General features: G+C 72.0%; 17 protein-coding genes. 11 read left to right on the top strand and 6 right to left on the bottom strand.

Annotation, left to right across the window (positions count from 1 at the left end):
• The first annotated feature begins 1 nt into the window (after position 1).
• Positions 2 to 616 carry a TetR/AcrR family transcriptional regulator gene (locus VH969_RS01740; RefSeq protein ID WP_331969223.1) on the top strand — a complete coding sequence of 205 codons (615 nt, stop codon included), beginning with the start codon at positions 2 to 4 and terminating at the stop codon, positions 614 to 616.
• A 253-nt stretch (positions 617 to 869) separates the two neighbouring features.
• A complete protein-coding gene (locus tag VH969_RS01750) occupies positions 870 to 3,092 on the top strand; it encodes a helicase (RefSeq protein WP_527249142.1) in 2,223 nt (740 codons plus the stop codon).
• Here VH969_RS01750 and VH969_RS01755 read toward each other — a convergent pair.
• From VH969_RS01755 to VH969_RS01765, 3 genes are read right to left on the bottom strand one after another with little or no spacing between them, the layout of a single operon-like run.
• The gene (locus tag VH969_RS01755) at positions 3,076 to 3,867 is read right to left on the bottom strand and encodes a hypothetical protein (RefSeq protein ID WP_331969232.1); all 792 of its coding nucleotides are present in this window, start codon (positions 3,865 to 3,867) and stop codon (positions 3,076 to 3,078) included. The two genes, VH969_RS01750 and VH969_RS01755, sit on opposite strands and share 17 nt — an antisense overlap.
• 47 nt (positions 3,868 to 3,914) lie before the next feature.
• Positions 3,915 to 5,315 carry a cytochrome P450 gene (locus VH969_RS01760; protein WP_331969235.1) on the bottom strand — a complete coding sequence of 467 codons (1,401 nt, stop codon included), beginning with the start codon at positions 5,313 to 5,315 and terminating at the stop codon, positions 3,915 to 3,917.
• 7 nt (positions 5,316 to 5,322) lie between these two features.
• Positions 5,323 to 6,504 carry a TetR/AcrR family transcriptional regulator gene (locus tag VH969_RS01765; protein WP_331969238.1) on the bottom strand — a complete coding sequence of 394 codons (1,182 nt, stop codon included), beginning with the start codon at positions 6,502 to 6,504 and terminating at the stop codon, positions 5,323 to 5,325.
• A 197-nt stretch (positions 6,505 to 6,701) separates the two neighbouring features.
• Between VH969_RS01765 and VH969_RS01770 the strand changes: the two genes are divergently transcribed.
• On the top strand, positions 6,702 to 7,916 hold the full coding sequence (locus VH969_RS01770) for an acetyl-CoA C-acetyltransferase (RefSeq protein ID WP_331969241.1): 1,215 nt from the start codon (positions 6,702 to 6,704) through the stop codon (positions 7,914 to 7,916).
• A gap of 16 nt (positions 7,917 to 7,932) precedes the next feature.
• A complete protein-coding gene (locus VH969_RS01775) occupies positions 7,933 to 10,095 on the top strand; it encodes a 3-hydroxyacyl-CoA dehydrogenase NAD-binding domain-containing protein (protein WP_331969244.1) in 2,163 nt (720 codons plus the stop codon).
• 244 nt (positions 10,096 to 10,339) lie between these two features.
• Here VH969_RS01775 and VH969_RS01780 read toward each other — a convergent pair whose 3' ends face one another.
• From VH969_RS01780 to VH969_RS01790, 3 genes are read right to left on the bottom strand one after another with little or no spacing between them, the layout of a single operon-like run.
• A complete protein-coding gene (locus VH969_RS01780) occupies positions 10,340 to 10,966 on the bottom strand; it encodes a bifunctional 4-hydroxy-2-oxoglutarate aldolase/2-dehydro-3-deoxy-phosphogluconate aldolase (RefSeq protein WP_331969248.1) in 627 nt (208 codons plus the stop codon).
• Positions 10,950 to 12,569, bottom strand: coding sequence for an N-acyl-D-amino-acid deacylase family protein (locus VH969_RS01785; RefSeq protein ID WP_331969251.1), 1,620 nt, complete (start codon positions 12,567 to 12,569; stop codon positions 10,950 to 10,952). The genes VH969_RS01780 and VH969_RS01785 overlap by 17 nt, the downstream gene beginning before the upstream one ends.
• A complete protein-coding gene (locus VH969_RS01790; RefSeq protein ID WP_331969269.1) occupies positions 12,569 to 13,855 on the bottom strand; it encodes an amino acid deaminase in 1,287 nt (428 codons plus the stop codon). The genes VH969_RS01785 and VH969_RS01790 overlap by 1 nt, the downstream gene beginning before the upstream one ends.
• A gap of 151 nt (positions 13,856 to 14,006) precedes the next feature.
• Between VH969_RS01790 and VH969_RS01795 the strand changes: the two genes are divergently transcribed.
• The 7 genes from VH969_RS01795 to VH969_RS01825 all read left to right on the top strand — a co-directional run.
• Positions 14,007 to 14,906, top strand: a complete 900-nt coding sequence (locus VH969_RS01795) for a sugar kinase (protein WP_331969272.1) — start codon at positions 14,007 to 14,009, stop codon at positions 14,904 to 14,906.
• Entirely contained in the window at positions 14,903 to 15,691 is a 789-nt protein-coding gene (locus VH969_RS01800) for an IclR family transcriptional regulator (protein WP_331969254.1), read from the top strand. Before VH969_RS01795 ends, VH969_RS01800 begins: the two co-directional genes overlap by 4 nt.
• Before the next feature lie 2 nt (positions 15,692 to 15,693).
• Entirely contained in the window at positions 15,694 to 16,074 is a 381-nt protein-coding gene (locus VH969_RS01805) for a RidA family protein (protein ID WP_331969257.1), read from the top strand.
• Positions 16,075 to 16,187: 113 nt separating this feature from the next.
• A complete protein-coding gene (gene uraD / locus VH969_RS01810; RefSeq protein ID WP_331969260.1) occupies positions 16,188 to 16,697 on the top strand; it encodes a 2-oxo-4-hydroxy-4-carboxy-5-ureidoimidazoline decarboxylase in 510 nt (169 codons plus the stop codon).
• Entirely contained in the window at positions 16,691 to 17,023 is a 333-nt protein-coding gene (uraH, locus tag VH969_RS01815; protein ID WP_331969275.1) for a hydroxyisourate hydrolase, read from the top strand. Before uraD ends, uraH begins: the two co-directional genes overlap by 7 nt.
• Position 17,024: 1 nt before the next feature.
• Positions 17,025 to 17,930, top strand: a complete 906-nt coding sequence (gene pucL, locus VH969_RS01820; protein ID WP_331969263.1) for a factor-independent urate hydroxylase — start codon at positions 17,025 to 17,027, stop codon at positions 17,928 to 17,930.
• Between the two features lie 2 nt (positions 17,931 to 17,932).
• Positions 17,933 to 18,205: FAD binding domain-containing protein (locus VH969_RS01825; protein WP_331969266.1), on the top strand; the 273-nt coding region annotated here is incomplete at its 3' end.

Here is an 18,205-nt window from a genome sequence, read left to right on the forward strand (position 1 = left end):
GATGCCCGACGTGCCCAGAACTCCTCAGCAGGACCGCAGTCGTGTTACGCGACGGCGGTTGCTGGAGGCGGCGATCGAGTGCCTGGCGGAGGTCGGCTGGTCGGGCAGCACGGTCGCGGTGGTCGCCGAGCGGGCCGGCGTGTCCCGCGGCGCGGCCCAGCACCACTTCCCGACCCGCGAGGACCTGGTGACCTCGGCCGTCGAGTACGTCTCGCAGGAGCGGCTCGCGCTGTTGCGCTCGCACGCGGCCGACCTGCCGTCGGGGCCCGGCCGGACCCAGGCCGTGGTCGACATGATCGAGCAGTGCTACACGGGCCCGGTGTTCCGTGCGGCCATCCACCTGTGGGTCGCCGCGTCGTCCGACGAGCGGCTGCGCGAGCGGGTGCTGCGCCTCGAGGCCCAGGTCGGCCGCGAGACGCACCGGCTGGCGCTGGACCTGCTCGGCGTGGACGAGTCGGTGCCGGGCGTACGCGAGGCGGTCCAGGCGACGCTGGACATGGCGCGCGGGCTGGGGCTGGCGAACCTGCTGTCGGACGACGGCAAGCGGCGCGCGCGGGTGCTGCGGCAGTGGGCGGTCATGCTCGACGTGGCACTCGCCGACGCGCGGGTCGCCTGATCGCTACCGGCGTTTGGGCGCCGGGACAACGGGGCCTTCGCCGGGGCCCGCCGCTGAAGTAGCCCCGGGCGGGCTCGAACAGCTCGAGCACGCCGGGTTCGTCCTCGGGCTTCAGGTGCCGGATACGAAACCGCGGATCCGCACTTGACATAGTGAGTAATAATCGATTGTTCGCATATTCCGGCGCTGACACGGAATTAGCGGGAATTGCGGTTATGATAGCGGATGAGGGGCACGTTTGTCAAAGCCAGGGCTGGATAAAGCACGGTATGATACCGAGCTCGCAGCGGAACGAGAGCACATCGCGTTTCTCTACCGCCGGCTCGACGCCGAGCGGGCGGCGGCGTCCGCCGAGCTGAGCGGTGTGCTGCGCAACGGTTCGACCGAGACCACCGAAGACCTGTGGCAACGCGACGTGGCGGCCAGTACGGTCAACGCCCGGCTCGGGCGCCTGCGGGTGGCTGACAGCGGGCTGTGCTTCGGTCGGCTCGACCAGGAATCGGGCGAGACATTGTACATCGGCCGAATCGGTTTGTTCGACGAGAACGATGATTACCGGCCGCTGCTCACCGATTGGCGTGCGCCGGTGGCGCGGCCATTTTACTGTGCCACCGCCGCCAATCCCGAGGGGGTCACCCGGCGTCGTCATTTCCGCACGCGGGGGCGCCGCGTCCTCGATTTCCACGACGACGTCCTCGACCACGGCGTGGCCGACGGCGACGAGGTGCTCCTGGCCGCGCTGAACGCCCCACGCGGCGAGACCATGGGCGACATCGTCGCCACGATCCAGGCCGAGCAGGACGAGATCATCCGGCTCGGCCACACGGGCGTGGTCGTCATCGACGGCGGGCCCGGCACCGGCAAGACCGTGGTCGCCCTGCACCGGGTCGCCTACCTGCTCTACGCGCACCGCGAGCGGATGTCCCGGCGCGGCGTGCTGATCATCGGCCCGAACACGGGCTTCCTGCGCTACATCGGCGACGTGCTGCCCTCGCTCGGCGAGACCGACGCGGTGTTCGCCACACCGGGCGAGCTGCACGTGGGCCTGGAGACCTCGGCCACCGACCCGCCGGACGCACGCCGGGTGAAGGGCGGCCTGGCGATGGTCGACGTGCTCGCGGCCGCGGTGGCCGACCGCCAGGAGCTGCCCGGCACCCCGATCGAGATCGAGCTGGACGACGTGACCGTCGAGATCGACGACCGGGTCGCCGCCCGTGCCCGGGAGCGGGCCCGCGCGTCCGGGCTGGTGCACAACCAGGCCCGGCCGACCTTCCGCGACTCGTTGATCCTCGACCTGACCGAGCAGGCGGTCGGCCGTATCGGCGGCGACTGGCTCGAGGTGCGCGACATGCCCGAGCTGGCCGACGACATGCGGGCCGACCTCCGCGCGGAGCTGTCGCGCAGCCGCGCGCTGTCGGCGGCGGTGAACCGGCTGTGGCCACGGCTGACGCCGTACGGGCTCCTGGTCGAGCTGTACGGCTCGGCCGCGCGGCTGGCGGCGGCGTGCGACGGGATCCTCCCGGCGGCGGACCGCGACGCGCTGTACCGCGAGGCCGGCTCGGCGTGGACGGTGTCCGACGTGCCGCTGCTGGACGAGTCCCTCGAGCTGATCGGCCCGCTGACCAGCGATGACGGCGCCGTCGAGCGGATCCGCCGCGCGGAGCGGCGCTACGCGCGTGGCGTGCTCGCCATCCTGGACACCGACGAGGACCCGGACGAGGAGACGCTGCGCGCGGTGGACCTGATCGGCGCGGAGACACTGGCCGAGCGGCACGAGGAGCGCGACCACCGGTCGCTGGCCGAGCGCGCGTCGGCCGACCGGGAGTGGACGTACGGGCACGTGGTCGTCGACGAGGCGCAGGAGCTGTCCGAAATGGACTGGCGGCTCGTGATGCGCCGGTGCCCCAGCCGCTCGATGACGATCGTGGGTGACCTGGCCCAGCGCGAGTCGCCGGCGGGCGCGCGGTCGTGGGCGCGGATGCTCGAGGACTACGTGCCCTCCCGGTGGGCCTACCGCCAGCTGACGATCAACTACCGCATGCCGGCGGAGATCATGGAGGTGGCGGCCGGGGTGCTGGCGGAGATGGACCCGTCGCTGCAGCCGCCGAAGTCGGTGCGGCACAGCGGCGTCCGCCCGTGGTCGGCCTCGTGCGACCCCGGGGAGCTCCCGACGGTGGTCGCCGAACTCGCGCGCGCCGAGCAGGCGGCTGTCCCGGACGGCACGCTGGCCGTCATCGCCCCGCCGGACGTGGCCGCCGGCGTGGCGACGGTGACCCCGCGAGCGGCGAAGGGCCTGGAGTACGACGCGGTCATCATCGTTGAGCCACAACGGATCCTGGCCACGGAACCGTCGGGCGCGGCCGACCTCTACGTGGCCCTGACCCGCGCGACGCAACGCCTGGGCGTGATCCACACCGAGCCCCTGCCGGACGCGCTGCGTGGCCTGGAGTCCCGGGAGGTCACTTCTTCCAGGTAGTCCACCGGAAGGTCATGTCGTCCCCGCCGTTCGAGTCGGGGAAGCTCGTGAGCTCGAGGTACGCGAGCCTGCCCTCGTCGGTTCGCACGCAGAGGATCGGGTTGTCGACGAACTCGGCGAACGGGATGTGGCTGCGGTAGTCGGCCTTGGGCACCGTTGCGCAGCGGGTGTACTCGTCATCGGCGGTCCGGCCCAGCGCTATCACGGCGCCGTCGTGGCCACTCACCGCTTCACCGTCGTGGACGATGTCGCCGATCGAGCTCCACTCGGAACCGTCGTCGAGGTCGAATATCCAGTCGGAGCCCAGCTCGTGCTGGCCGCTCAGGAAGACCTCCGGCGCCGGTACCCGCTTGGGGGTCGCGGCGGTGGCCGGTGCCGTCGTGGTCGCGACAGGCGAGGTCGTCGTCGGAGCCTGGCTGGGTAGCGCCGTCGAAGATGACGTGGTGGTCGTCGTCGCCGTGGTCGTCGCGGTGGTCGCGGTCGAGCTCGCCGATCCTTCGGTGGATGCCTGTGGCGCGAACATCGTCAACGCCACGACCATGAAGACGAGGACGAGGAGAACGAGCGTCGGGACGACGATGATCATCGTTCGCTGGTTCCGCTGGAGCTGCTTCTTCAGCGCCGCGACCTCACCCCGCAACCCGGCGTCGTCGTTGCCGACGACGTGTGCGGGCTCGGCCTTGTCGAGCCGCTCGGCCTTCGCCCTGACTATCTCGCCGGCGCCATCCGCACCGGCTTGTCGGGAGGTGGCGTCGTCGTTGGAATCCGTCGGCACGCGCGGGAGGGTAGTGCATCACTTCCTGACGTCGACGCCTGCGCGGCTCAGCGGGCGTGCAGCGCCACCGGCAGGCCGTCGGTGGGGACCGGGAGCGACGTCGGGTCCCAGCGGACCTCGTAGTCCGGTGGCAGCGACCACTCGAAGCGCCGCAGCATCTCGTGCACCAGGGTCTTCACCTCGTACATGCCGAAGTGCATGCCGATGCACTTGTGGACCCCGCCGCCGAACGGCATCCACGCGAACCGGTGCACTTTGTCCTCGCGGCGGCCCTCCGCGAACCGCTCGGGATCGAAGCGGAGCGGGTCCGGCCAGTACTGCGGCAGCAGGTGGTTCACCCACGGCGTGAGCGAGACCAGCGTGCCGGCCGGCACGTAGTGGCCGAGCAGGTCGGTGTCCTTCACGGTCTTGCGCACCAGCGAGGGCACCGGCGCGACCAGCCGCAGCGACTCCTTGATCACCAGGTCCAGCGAGCGCAGCCCGTCCAGCGCGGCCATGTCCAGCGGCTCGTCGCCCAGCGCAAGCGACTCCGCGCGCACCTTGTCCTGCCACTCCGGGTGCTTGCCGAGGTAGTACGACACCGCGCTCGTCGTGATCGTCGACGTGTCGTGCGCGGCCATCATCAGGAAGATCATGTGGTTGACGACGTCGTCGTCGGTGAACATCTCGCCGTCGTCGGTGCGCGCATGGCACAGCGCCGCGAACAGGTCGTCGGAGTCCGAGGCGCGCTTGGCCGGGAGGCTGCGGCGGAAGTAGTCCTCCAGCACCTTCCGGCCGCGCAGCCCCGCGCCCCAGCGCCCGACCGGCAGCCGGATCAGCGCGGTGCCGGCCCGGACCGTGTCGATGAACGCCCGGGTCAGCCTCCCGGAGTCCGCCGCGCCGAGCTCGGACGCCATGAAGATCTCGGTCGCGATGTCCAGCGTCAGCCGCTTGAGCGCCGGGTAGACCTCGAACGAGGCGTCCGGCCGCCAGCCACCGAGCCCGCGCCGGGCCACCTCGGCGACCCGGCCGAGGTAGGCGGCCAGCCGGTCGCTGGTGAACGCCTGCTGCATGAGGCGCCGGTGGTAGAGGTGCTCCTCGAAGTCGAGCAGCATCAGGCCCCGGTTGAAGAACGGCCCGATGAAGTACGTCCAGCCCTGCTGCGAGTACGCCTTGTCCTTGTTGGCCAGCACGACCTGCGCCGCTTCCGGACCGGCGGCGGCCACCACCGTGATGCCGAACGCCTTCACCCACGAGACCGGCCCGTGGGTCTGGTAGCGCTTGAGCCCGTACCGCACGCCGAGCCGCAGCATCTCGAGGCTGTGGCCGACCAGCGGCAGCCCGGGGTCGCCGGGCACCGGCTCGAGGCCGGAGAGGTCACCGTCCGCCGGCGGTGCCGTGAGCTGCTTGGCTGTCCACTTCTTGTTGAGCAACCACCTGTCGATGACGCCGTTCGACCCGACGGACATGGCACACCTACTTCCTTGCCGAAAGGACGGTCACCGCCAGTTCGGCGAGCTCCGCCGAGATGGCCGGGCGGGCGGCGGCCACTCGCGGCGTGCGGGCGAGGTCGTTCACGACCGTCAGGGCGGCGTGCACGGTGATCCGCGCGTCCGGTTCGGGCAGGCCGGGCGCGACCGTGCGCAGCAGCTCGACCCACTGCGCCACGTACGCCCGCTGCACACGCACCAGCTCCTTGCGGTCCGGGTCGGGCAGGTTGCCGATCTCACCGGCGAACGTGGCCATCAGGTTGTCCGACCGCAGCACGGTGTCCACATAGGACGAGGCGAGGCGGGCGAGCCCGTCGCGCGGGTCGGCCGCCCCGGCGATGGCGTCGTCGGCGGTACGGGCGAGCCGCTCGGCCATCCGGTACCCGGCGGCGACCAGGATCGCCGACTTGCCGGGGAAGTAGCGGTAGATGCTCGGACCGGCGATGCCCGCGGCCGCACCGATGTCCTCCATGCTCACCGCGTGGTAGCCGCGGTCGCGGAACAGGCGGGTGGCCGCCGACAGCAGCTCCTCGCGACGGGACGGGGCGGCGAGCCCGGCCGGGCGCGGCGGCGCCGGCGGCTCGGACCGCGCGGGCGGCGGCGCCCAGGCGAGGACCGCGGCCGCGAGCTCGACCAGGCACGCCTCGAACCGGCGCCGCGGCAGGTTCACGTGGTGCACGGACACGCTGCCGAACACCGATAGCGCGGCCCAGCAGAGGAGCTCCGCGTCGGCCTCGCCGAGGTCGGGGCGGGCGTCGCGCAGCGCGATGCCCCACTGCGCCATGAGCTCGCCGCCGCGGAGGCGGATCTTGGCCTGGTCGGCCTGGTCGAGGTGGCGGCCCTCCCAGCGCCACAGCGCGGTGATCTCGCGGCGGTCCACGGCGAGCGCGGCGACCGCGCGCAGCAGGGCTTCGAGCTGCTCGCCGGGGGAGCCCGGGGTGGCCAGGGCCTCCTCGGTGACCAGGCCGAACACGTCCATGCCGGAGAGCAGCACGTGCGCGAGGATGTCCTGCTTGCCGCGGAAGTGCCGGTACACGGCGGGCCCGGTGACCCCGGCCGCGGCGGCGATGTCGTGCACGCTCACCTGGTGGTAGCCGTGCCTGCCGAACAGCTCCGCGGCCTCCTCGGCCAGCTGAGCCTTCCGGTTGCGCGGCCGGCGGACCGTCACGCGTCCTCCTCAACGTGAAGCGTCACTAGCGACGGTAGACGAGGGCCAAGCTGTTGGCAATCAGTCAATGCGCGCTGATAAGTGAGTGACGATTAGCTAGCTGACCTGGTTGTGTGGGTCACACCACCCGGTCATTGACAACCGTGGATCCAGTGCCACGATGTTAATGAGGATTAGCAGTCGAGAGGACCCTGAGCGTGCCTACCGAAGCATTCGTCTACGACGCGATCCGGACCCCGCGCGGTCGGGGAAAGAAAACCGGATCCCTGCACGGAACCAAGCCGATCTCGCTCGTCGTGGGACTCATCGACGAGCTGCGCAAGCGCAACCCCACCCTGGACGTGGACCGGGTGTCCGACCTGCTGCTCGGCGTCGTCACGCCGATCGGTGACCAGGGCAGCGACATCGCCAAGACCGCGGCCATCGCCGCCGGCCTGCCCGACACCGTCGGCGGCGTCCAGCTCAACCGCTTCTGCGCCTCGGGCCTCGAGGCGGTCAACATGGCCGCGCAGAAGGTGCGCGCCGGCTGGGACGAGGTCGTCATCGGCGGCGGCGTCGAGTCCATGTCGCGGGTGACCATGGGCTCCGACGGCGGCGCCTGGGCGATGGACCCGGCCACCGCGTACGACACCTACTTCGTGCCGCAGGGCGTCGGCGCCGACCTGATCGCCACGATCGAGGGCTTCTCCCGCGAGGACGTCGACACCTACGCGCTGCGCTCCCAGCAACTCGCCGCGAAGGCGTGGGCCGGCGACTACTTCCGCAACTCGATCGTCCCGGTCGTCGACCAGAACGGCCTCACGATCCTCGACCGCGACGAGCACATGCGCCCGGAGTCCACTTTGGAGGGACTGGGCAAGCTGCCGGCGTCGTTCGCGGCCATCGGAGACATGGGTGGCTTCGACGCGGTGGCGCTGCAGAAGTACCACTACGTCGAGAAGATCGACCACGTGCACTCGGCCGGCAACTCGTCGGGCATCGTCGACGGCGCCGCGCTGGTGCTCGTCGGCTCCGAGCAGGCCGGCAAGGACATGGGGCTCACGCCGCGGGCCCGCATCGTCGCCACCGCCACCTCCGGCGCCGACTCGACGATCATGCTCACCGGTCCGATCCCGGCCACCGAGAAGCTGCTCGCGACGACCGGGCTGACCACCGACGACATCGACCTGTTCGAGCTGAACGAGGCATTCGCGTCGGTCGTGCTGAACTACCAGCGCAAGCTGCGCATCCCCGACGAGAAGCTGAACGTCAACGGCGGTGCGATCGCGATGGGGCACCCGCTCGGCGCGACCGGCGCGATGCTCGTCGGCACCATGATCGACGAGCTGGAGCGCCGCGAGGCCCGCCGGGCTCTGGTCACCCTCTGCATCGGCGGCGGCATGGGCGTCGCGACCCTCATCGAGCGCGTGTAAGGGAATAGACACTCAGATGACTGACACGATCCGCTGGGACAAGGACGCCGACGGCATCGTCGTCCTGACGATGGACGACCCGAACCAGTCGGCCAACACGATGAACCGCGACTACGCGGCGTCGATGGCGGCCGCCGTGGACCGGCTCGAGGCCGAGAAGGACGGCATCACCGGCGTGGTGATCACGTCGGCCAAGAAGACGTTCTTCGCCGGCGGCGACCTCAAGGACATGATCGAGGCCACGCCCGATCAGGCGCAGGACGGCTTCGACTTCATCACCGGCATCAAGGCCCAGCTGCGCCGCCTGGAGACGCTCGGCAAGCCGGTCGTCGCGGCGATCAACGGCGCGGCGCTCGGCGGTGGCCTGGAGATCGCGCTGGCCTGCCACCACCGGATCGCCGCGGACGTCAAGGGCTCGCAGATCGGGCTGCCCGAGGTCACGCTCGGCCTGCTGCCCGGCGGTGGCGGCGTGACCCGCACCGTGCGGCTGCTCGGCATCCAGAACGCGCTGCTGAACGTCCTGCTCCAGGGACAGCGGCACAAGCCGGCGAAGGCGCTCGAGGTCGGCCTCGTCCACGAGCTGGTGGGCTCGGTGGACGAGCTGCTGCCGAAGGCCAAGGAGTGGATCAAGGCCAACCCGCAGGCCGCGCAGCCGTGGGACACCGACGGCTACAAGATCCCCGGCGGCTCGCCGTCCAACCCGAGGTTCGCGGCCAACCTGCCGGCCTTCCCGGCGAACCTGCGCAAGCAGCTCAAGGGCGCGAACATGCCGGCGCCGAAGGCGATCCTGTCCGCGGCGGTCGAGGGCGCCCAGGTCGACATCGACACCGCGCTGGTCATCGAGTCGCGGTACCTGATCGAGCTGCTGTCCGGCCAGGTCGCGAAGAACATGATCAAGGCGTTCTTCTTCGACCTGCAGCACATCAACTCCGGCGGCTCGCGGCCGGACGGCTACGAGAAGTACACCGCCCGCAAGGTCGGCGTGCTCGGCGCCGGCATGATGGGCGCGGGCATCGCGTACGTGTGTGCCCGCGGCGGCATGGAGGTCGTGCTCAAGGACGTCTCCCAGGAAGCCGCCGAGAAGGGCAGGAACTACTCGGTCAAGCTGTTCGACAAGGCGGTCTCCCGCGGCCGGACCACGCGGGAGAAGGCGGACGAGACGCTCGCCCGCATTCACCCGACCGAGAAGGCCGAGGACCTGGCCGGTTGCGACCTGGTGATCGAAGCGGTGTTCGAGAGCCCTGAGCTCAAGCACAAGGTCTTCGCCGAGATCGAGGACGTCGTCGCGCCGGACGCGCTGCTCGGCTCCAACACCTCGACGCTGCCGATCACCGGCCTCGCGGAGGGCGTGAAGCGGCAGGAGGACTTCATCGGCCTGCACTTCTTCTCCCCGGTCGACAAGATGCCGCTGCTGGAGATCATCGTCGGCGAGCGCACCAGCGACGCGACGCTCGCGAAGGCGTTCGACGTGGCGCAGCAGATCAAGAAGACGCCGATCGTGGTCAACGACTCGCGCGGGTTCTTCACCAGCCTGGTGATCGGCACGTTCATCAACGAGGCGATCGCCATGGTCGCCGAGGGCGTGCACCCGGCGTCGGTCGAGCAGGCCGGTTCGCAGGCCGGCTACCCGGCGCCGCCGCTGCAGCTGATGGACGAGCTGACGCTGACGCTGCCGCAGAAGATCCGCAAGGAGACCAAGGCCGGCGTCATCGCCGCGGGTGGCGAGTGGGTCGTGCATGCTTCCGAGCCGCTGGTGGACCGCATGGTCGACGAGTTCGGCCGCAAGGGCCGCTCGTCCGGCGCGGGCTTCTACGAGTACGGCGAGGACGGCAAGCGGACGCGGTTGTGGCCGGGCCTGGTGGAGCACTTCACCAAGGACGGCCACGAGATCCCGTTCGAGGACATGAAGGAGCGCATGCTCTTCGCCGAGGCCCTCGAGACGGTCAAGTGCTTCGACGAGGGCGTGCTGCGCTCGGTGCCGGACGCCAACATCGGCTCGATCATGGGCATCGGCTTCCCGCCGTGGACCGGTGGCGTGATCCAGTACATCAATGGCTACGAGGGTGGCGTGGCGGGCTTCGTCGCAAGGGCCCGAGAGCTGGCGCAGCGCTACGGCGACCACTTCCAGCCGCCGGCGTCGCTGGTGGCGAAGGCCGAGAACGGCGAGAAGTTCGAGTAGCCGCACGGTCGAATGACGAAGGGCCCGGCGGGTTGCGCCGGGCCCTTCGTCATGTGTGCGGTCCATAGTGGAGGAGCGTGGAGGCCCCCGCCGCACCGCTCGGGTGCGGTCGGTCGGTGCGGCAGGAGGCATCCGGATGCTATGGCCCGGCCCGGTGCGGGCACAAGGTCTAAACCAATTCTTGTCGCGAACCGGACAACCCGGCCGGGCGAACCCCCACGTCCGGTCGCGTTTCGGGTTCGGGTCAGCCCGCCGCACGCGCCGCGGCGACGAACTCCTTCGCCCGGTCGGATATCTCCGCGAAACGGGACTCCGCGGCCAGGGCGGGGCCGACCACCCCGCTGCCCGCGGTCACCGCCAGCGCGCCGGCGGCCAGGAACTCGGCGGCGTTGGCCGTGGTGAGCCCGCCGGTCGCGATCAGCGGCGCGTCCGGGTACGGGCCGTGCAGGTCGCCGAAGTAGGCGGGACCGAGGCGCGCCGCCGGGAAGACCTTCACCGCTGTGGCGCCGAGATCCAGCGCGGTCGCCACCTCGGTGGGCGTCATCGCGCCGAGCACCACCGGCACGCCCTGGCGCCGGGCCTCCTCGGCCACCTCCGGGCGCAGGCCCGGCGTCAGCAGGAACCGCGCGCCCGCGGCGATCGCGTCCCGCGCGTCCGCGGCGGACAGCACCGTCCCGGCGCCGAGCAGCAAGCCGTCCACTGTAGACGCCCGCTCGATGAGGCCGGGCGCGCCCGGGGTCGTGAGGGCGAACTCGACCGTCGGGAGGCCGGCTGCCACGAGCGTCGCGGCCAGGCCGGCCGGGTCGGGGATCGCCGGGGCGCGGATGATGCACAGCGCCCGGCGCGCCCTCAGCTCAGCGAGCAGATCCATGCCTGCCTCCGGACGGGTTGCGGATCGCGTGTCCGGGCAGCGCGCCCGTGCGCCGCCCGTCGTCGATCACCGGCACGCCGTTGACCAGGACGTAGGGGATGCCGGCCGCGGGCCGGCGCGGGTCGTCGTAGGTGGCCTCCGCGGCCACGGTCGCCGGGTCGAACGCGACGAGGTCGGCGGCGTACCCGAGGCGGACCAGGCCCCGGTCGGCCAGGCGCAGCCGCCGGGCCGCGCGCCCCGTCAGGTGCGCCACGCACTCCTCGAGCCCGAGCACGCCGAGCTCGCGCACGTAGTGGCCGAGGTAGCGCGGGAACGTGCCCCACGCGCGCGGGTGCGGGCGCGCCCCGGCGAGCAGGCCGTCGCTGCCGCCGGTGTGCGCGGGGTGGCGCATGATCGTCCGCACGTTGTCCTCGTCGCCGACGTGCATCAGGCACGAGGTGCCCAGGCGTTCGGCGACCAGCAGGTCGAAGTACAGCTCGGCCGGTTGCTTCCCGGCCTGCCGTGCGGCCTGCGCCACGCTCAGCCCCACCAGGTGCGCGTTGCCCGCCAGCCGCACGCCGCTGACCTGGATGGTGGCCCAGTCCACGGGCACGCCGTGGCAGCCGTCCGAGCCGTGCTCCTCCAGGTCCGCCCGGATCCGCTCCCGGGTATCCGCATCGGACAGGCGGGCCAGCGTCCGCGCCGGGCCGCCCTCCATCGACCAGCTCGGCAGCAGCGCGGACAGGTACGTGGCGGCGGCGAGGTAGGGATAGGTGTCGAGCGTGATGTCCGCGCCGTCGTCGAGCGCGGCGTCGACCAGTGCCAGCAGCTCACCCGCCCGGCCGGCGTTGACCGGGAAGTTCATCGTGGCGTGCGCGAGGTGCAGCGGGCAGCCCGACCGGCGCGACACGTCGACCATCTCCGCGTAAGCCGCCAGCGCGCCCGCCCCGTAGCTGCGGTGGTGGGGGCTGTAGTACCCGCCACCGGCGGCCACGACCTCGCAGAGCGCCACCAGCTCGCCGGTCGTGGCGTACATGCCGGGCGTGTACGTCAGGCCGGACGACATGCCGAGCGCGCCTTCCGCGAGCCCCGTGGCGACCAGCCTGCGCATGGTGTCCAGTTCGGACTCGGTAGCCGGCCGGGCCGACCAGCCGACCGCGAGCATCCGGATCGTGCCCTGCGGCAGCAGGTACGCGGCGTTGCACGCGATCCCGCGGTCGAGCCGGTCCAGGTACTCCGCGACGCCGCGCCAGTCCCAGTCGAACCCGGCCGGGTCGTCGTTCCAGCCGGCGAGCTGGCCGCGCAGCGTGTCCAGCGTGGCGTCGTCGACCGGGGCGTAGGACAGGCCGTCCTGGCCGAGCACCTCCAGCGTCACGCCCTGCGACACCTTCGCCAGGTGGTCCGGCCGCGCGAGGATCTGCAGGTCCGAGTGGGCGTGCATGTCGATGAACCCGGGCGCGAGCACCAGCCCGCCCGCGTCGACGACCCGCTTGCCGCCGGCGCCGGACCCGATCTCCGCGATCCGTCCATCCCGGACACTCACGTCCGCGCGGTAGCCGGGCGCGCCCGTGCCGTCGACGACGGTCGCGCCACGGAAGACGATGCCGGCGGTGGCGCCGGGCATCAGAAGTAGGTCCGGATCAGGTCGACCACGGTCTCGCCGTCCGGGCCGACGACGGGCAGCAGCTGCCACTTGTCGAACGTGGTGCACGGGTGCGACAGGCCGAGCCCCACCCAGTCGCCGACCTCGACGTCGCCGGCGTGGGTGAGGAACGTGTGCTGGTCGTTGAGCTCGAAGACCTCGCCGGTGAGCGCGCGGGCCGTGCCGTCGCGGCGCAGCACCTGGGGCACCGGCAGGTCGATGTCGTAGGGCACGTCGCGCTTGCCGGCGGTCAGCAGCGCGAGGCCGGGCTCGGGGCACGACATCACCTGGGCCCACGCGCGCAGCGCCGGCCGCAGCACCGGACCGGTCACCCGCGGGTGGGCGCCGAGCGGGGAGACCCGTTCGTAGACGCCTGAGTCGTGCGTGACGTACGCGCCGCTGCGCAGCACCGGGAGGACCGGCAGCCCGTCCGGCCACGGCGCGCCGAGCACGTCGGCCACGAGGTCGAAGTACGAGCTGCCGCCGGCGGTGACGATCACCTCGTCGACGCCGTCGAAGTGGCCGCGGGTGGCGAGCTGCTCGGCGAGCGCGCGCAGGTCGGTCAGGTAGGCGCGCACCGCGGCGAGGTCGTCGGGTGTCGCCTCGTGCGAGACCGCGCCCTCGTAGCCGCCGACGCCGACCAGGCGCAGCGCGGGCGAGGCGGTCACCGCGTCGGCGACCTCGACCCCGGTCGTGAGGTCGCGGACGCCCGTGCGCCCGTTCGGCGTGCCGGCCTCCACCAGCACGTCGACCGGCCGGCTCGCGCCACGCAATGCCTCGGTCATCAGGGCCACGCCGCGGACCGAGTCGACCCAGCAGCAGAACCGGAAGCCCGGGTCGCGGTCGAGCTCCCCGGCGAGCCAGGCCAGCGCGGCCGGGTCGACGAGCTCGTTGGCGAGGATGACCGGGCTCACGCCGAACGCGCGGTAGACGCGCAGCTGGCTCGCGGTCGCCGCGGTCTGGCCCCACGCGCCGTGGTCGAACTGGCGCGCGTACAGCTGCGGGGCCATCGTGGTCTTGCCGTGTGGTGCGTGCGCGAACCCGTGGCGGGCGCAGAAGTCCGCCATCGCGGCGAGGTTGTGCTCGATCGCCTCGGCGTCCAGCACGACCAGCGGCGGCACGAAGTCGAACACGCTGAGCCCGGCACCGCGCACCTCGCCGATCGTCCGGCCCTGCGCCGCGGCGGGCAGTCCCTTGAAGCGCCAGTCGATCCGTTCGTCGGCGATCGCGGCGACCCTGTCGCGGTCGATACGGCCGGACTGCGGCAATCGGCTCACCTCATTGCGTATTCTGCAACGAATATTGCGCTATGTGCCATCCGCCTGTGTAGCATCCGGGTCCGCGGGCAGTCAACGCAGGCGTTCGCGAAGGGACGGTCGACCGGTGGGACCCGTGGACGTGCTGTGCCTGGGCGAGTCCATGGCGCTGTTCGTGCCGGCGGAGAGCGGCCCGGCGGCACAGGTGCGCACCTGGCATCGCACGGTCGGCGGCGCCGAGTCCAATGTGGCCTGTCACCTCGCCGGGCTCGGCCTGCGCGCGGCGTGGGTGTCCGTGGTCGGCGGCGACCCGTTCGGCAGCGCGATCACGGACTTCGTCGCCCGGCACGGGGTCGACGTCTCCGGCGTGCGCGTGGACCCGGACCGGCCGACCGGCGTGTACTTCAAGTCCGACGGCGGCGTGCGCTACTACCGGCGCGGGTCGGCCGCGGCCGGCATGAGCCCGGCGCTGCTCGCGGGCCTGCCGCTGGACACCGTCCGGCTGGTGCACACGAGCGGGATCACGCCCGTGCTGTCGGCGAGTTGCCTCGACCTGATGCGTGCGCTGCTGGGCACGCCGCGGCGGTTCCTGCTCTCGTTCGACGTGAACCGGCGCCCGGCGCTGGACCAGGATCCCGTCCTGCTCCGCGACCTGGCGGCGCTCGCGGACGTCGTGCTGGTCGGCGCGGACGAGGCCGCGGCGGTGTGGGGCGCGCACGACCCGGAAGCGATCCGCGAGGTGCTGCCGGAGCCGCCGGCGATCGTGGTGAAGCAGGCCGAGCACGGCGCGACGTTGCTGGAACGCGGCGAACCCGCGATCTTCCAGCCCGCGCTGCGGGTGGACGTGGTCGAGCCGATCGGCGCGGGCGACGCGTTCGCGGCCGGCTACCTCGCGGCCCTGCTCGCGGGCGAACCGCCGGTGCGCCGGCTGCGGGCCGGACACCTGCGGGCGGCCTCCGCGCTGCGCACCCGCGACGACATCGGCCCACCGCTGCCGGCCGCGCTCGTCGAGTCCCTGCTGGACGCCGGCGCCGCCGAGTGGGCGGTGGTGTACATCACATGAGTCAGAGCCTGGACCGCGCGATCACGGTGCTGGACGAGCTTGCCGACGGGCCGAAGAACCTCGACCAGCTCGCCGGGCGGCTCGGCGTGCACAAGTCGACCGTGTTGCGGCTGCTGCGCACGCTCGAGGCACGCCGGTTCGTGCAGCGCAGCGGCGCGCGGTACTACCGGCTGGGCACCTCGCTGTTCGAGCTGGCCTACCGCGCCCTGGACGAGCGCGACGTGCGGCGCAGCGCCGAACCCGCGGCCCGCGAGCTGAACGCCACCACCGGCCACACCGTGCACCTTGCGTCCTATGAGGACGGTGAGGTGATCTACATCGACAAGTACGAGAGCCGGCACAACGTCCGGATGTACTCGCGCATCGGCCGCCGCGCCCCGCTGCACTGCACGGCCGTGGCCAAGGTCCTGCTGGCCGCGCTGCCGCCGGACGAGCGCGACCGGGTCACCGCCGGCATCGAGTACGCGAAGCTGACCGCGAACACGCTGTCGAGCCGGCGCGCGCTGCTGGCCGAGCTGGCGCGGGTCGCCGAGCGCGGGTACGCGGTGGACGACGCCGAGCACGAGGAGTTCATCCACTGCGTGGCGGCACCCGTGCGCGGGCCGCGTGGCGTGGTGCTGGCGGCGCTGTCGCTGTCGGTGCCGAAGGTACTGCTGGACCTCGACGGCCTGCTGCGGCTCGTGCCGACGTTGCTGGCGGCCGCGGAGCGCGCGTCGGTCGAATGCGGCTGGGCGAAGACACCCGAGAACGCACCGGGCAGAACCCCGGGCAGGAGGGAGAACTGACCATGACGAAGCACGCGATCCACCCCGAGGGTGCGGCGCCCCCGCCGGTGCCGCTGTCGCCGGGCATCCGGAAGGGCAACATCCTGCAGGTGGCCGGCCAGGTGGCGCTGGACCCGGCCACCGGGGAGCTCGCCGGCGACACGGTCGCGGCCCAGACCCGGCAGGTGATCGGCAACCTCGAGAGCGTGCTCACCGCGGCCGGCGCGGGCTGGGACGACGTCGTGATGCTGCGCGTCTACCTCACCGACACCGCGCACTTCGCCGAGCTGAACGAGACCTACGCCGAGCTCGTCCCGGAGCCGTTCCCGGCACGCACGACGGTCTATGTCGGACTTCCGGCCGGGATGCTCGTGGAGATCGACGCGCTTGCCGTCCTCGACTAGCACGCCCGCCCCCGGACTGCACAGTTCCGGCGGACGGTGCGGACGCTGGACCGCCTGTGACCAGCAACTAACGAAGGGGGCGGGCGGGAGGGACGGTCAGTAGAGTGCTCGGGATGCCCGAAGAAACACCACTCGACCGGCTCAACGCCGCCGAGGCCGCGGAGGCCGAGCGGGAGCTGCTCGCCTGCTGCGCGTCCCGGCGCTGGGCGGACGAGCTGCTCGCCCGCCGGCCCTACCACGACGTCGCCGGCCTGCGGCGCGTGTCGCACGCCGTGCTCGGCGAGCTGGACTGGCCCGACGTCGAGGAGGCGCTCGCCGCGCACCCGCGGATCGGGGAGCGCGCGACCGGCGACGGGCGGGAGGCCGGCTGGTCGCGGGTGGAGCAGGCCGGCGTGGCCGGGTCGAGCGCGCGGACCGCGCAGGACCTCGCCGGCGGCAACGTCGCCTACGAGGAGCGTTTCGGATACGTGTTCCTGATCTGCGCGACCGGCCTGTCCGGCGAGGAGATGCTGCACGCGCTGCGCGAGCGGCTCGGCAACGACCCGGACACCGAGCGCGGGGTGGTCCGCGCGGAGCTCACCAAGATCGTGGATCTTCGACTCGGGAAGGCGTTCGGATCGTGACTTTGTCCACCCACGTGCTCGACACGAGCATCGGGCGTCCCGCCGCCGATGTGCCCGTGCGGCTGGAGGCCCGCGGCCCCGGTGGTTCGGCCGGCGGCTGGGAGTACGTCCTCGACGGCCGCACCGACGCGGACGGGCGCGTCAAGGGCTGGGGCGTGGCGGCCGCCGGCGTCTACCGGCTGGTCTTCGGCACCGGCGACTACCTCGGCCCGGACGCGTTCTACCCGGAGGTCACGGTGGCCTTCCGGATCACCGACCCGGCCGAGCACTACCACGTGCCGCTGCTGCTCAGTCCCTTCGGCTACTCGACCTACCGGGGAAGTTGACATGACCTTCAAACTCGGCGACAACCGGTACGGCAAGGCGGAGACCCGCCTGGTCCGGGTGGACCGCGGCGGCTCCGACGGCTCCGCCCGGCACGAGATCATCGATCTCAACGTGTCCACCTCGCTCGCCGGCGACCTCGACGCCACCCACCTGACCGGTGACAACTCCGGCGTGCTGCCCACCGACACGCAGAAGAACACCGTGTACGCGTTCGCCCGCGACGGGGTCGGCGAGCCGGAGGAGTTCGGGCTGCGCCTGGCCCGCCACTTCGTCGAGTCGGCACCGACGATCACCAAGGCGCGGGTGCACCTCGAGATGTACCGCTGGGAGCGGCTGACGGTCGGCTACCCGGAGAACCCACAGCCGGCGCACCACTCGTTCGCCCGCGCGGCCGGCACCCGCACGGCCACGGTCACCTACGACGGCAACACCGCGTGGGTGGTGTCCGGCGTCGCGGACGTCACGTTGCTCAACACGACGGACTCGGAGTTCCACGGCTACCAGAAGGACCGCTACACCACACTCGCGGAGACCACCGACCGGATCCTCGCCACCGCCGTGTCCGCCCGCTGGCGGCACGGCGGCAACACGGACCGGGCCGGCACCGACTGGGCCGCCTCGTTCCGCCGGGCGCACATGCACCTGCTGGAGGCCTTCGCGGACACGCACTCGCTGTCGTTGCAGCAGACCCTGTACGCGATGGGTGAGCGCGTGCTCAAGCACGGTGACGAGCTGGTCGAGGTCCGCCTGGCGCTGCCGAACAAGCATCATTTCCTGGTCGACCTGAGCCCGTTCCAGTTGGACAATCCGGGCGAGGTGTTCCACGCGGCCGACCGCCCGTACGGGCTGATCGAGGGCACGGTGCTGCGCGACGGCGCGCCGGAACCCGGACTGGCGTGGTGGTGACGATGGACTTCTTCAGACCCGGCTCGCTCTCCGAGGCCCTCGCCGTCAAGGCCGGGACCCCCGAAGCGCTGCCGATCGCCGGTGGCACCGACGTGATGGTGGAGCTGAACTTCGACAAGCGCCGCCCGGCCGCGCTGCTCGACCTCGGTGGTGTCGCGGAGCTTCGCGAGTGGTCCGCCGAGAACGGGCACGTCCGGCTCGGTGCGGCGGTGCCGTACACGCGGATCGTCACCGAGCTCGCCGACGTGCTGCCCGGCCTCGCGATGGCCAGCCGG

This window comes from Actinophytocola sp. (genome assembly GCF_036555685.1).
Lineage (GTDB): Bacteria > Actinomycetota > Actinomycetes > Mycobacteriales > Pseudonocardiaceae > Actinophytocola.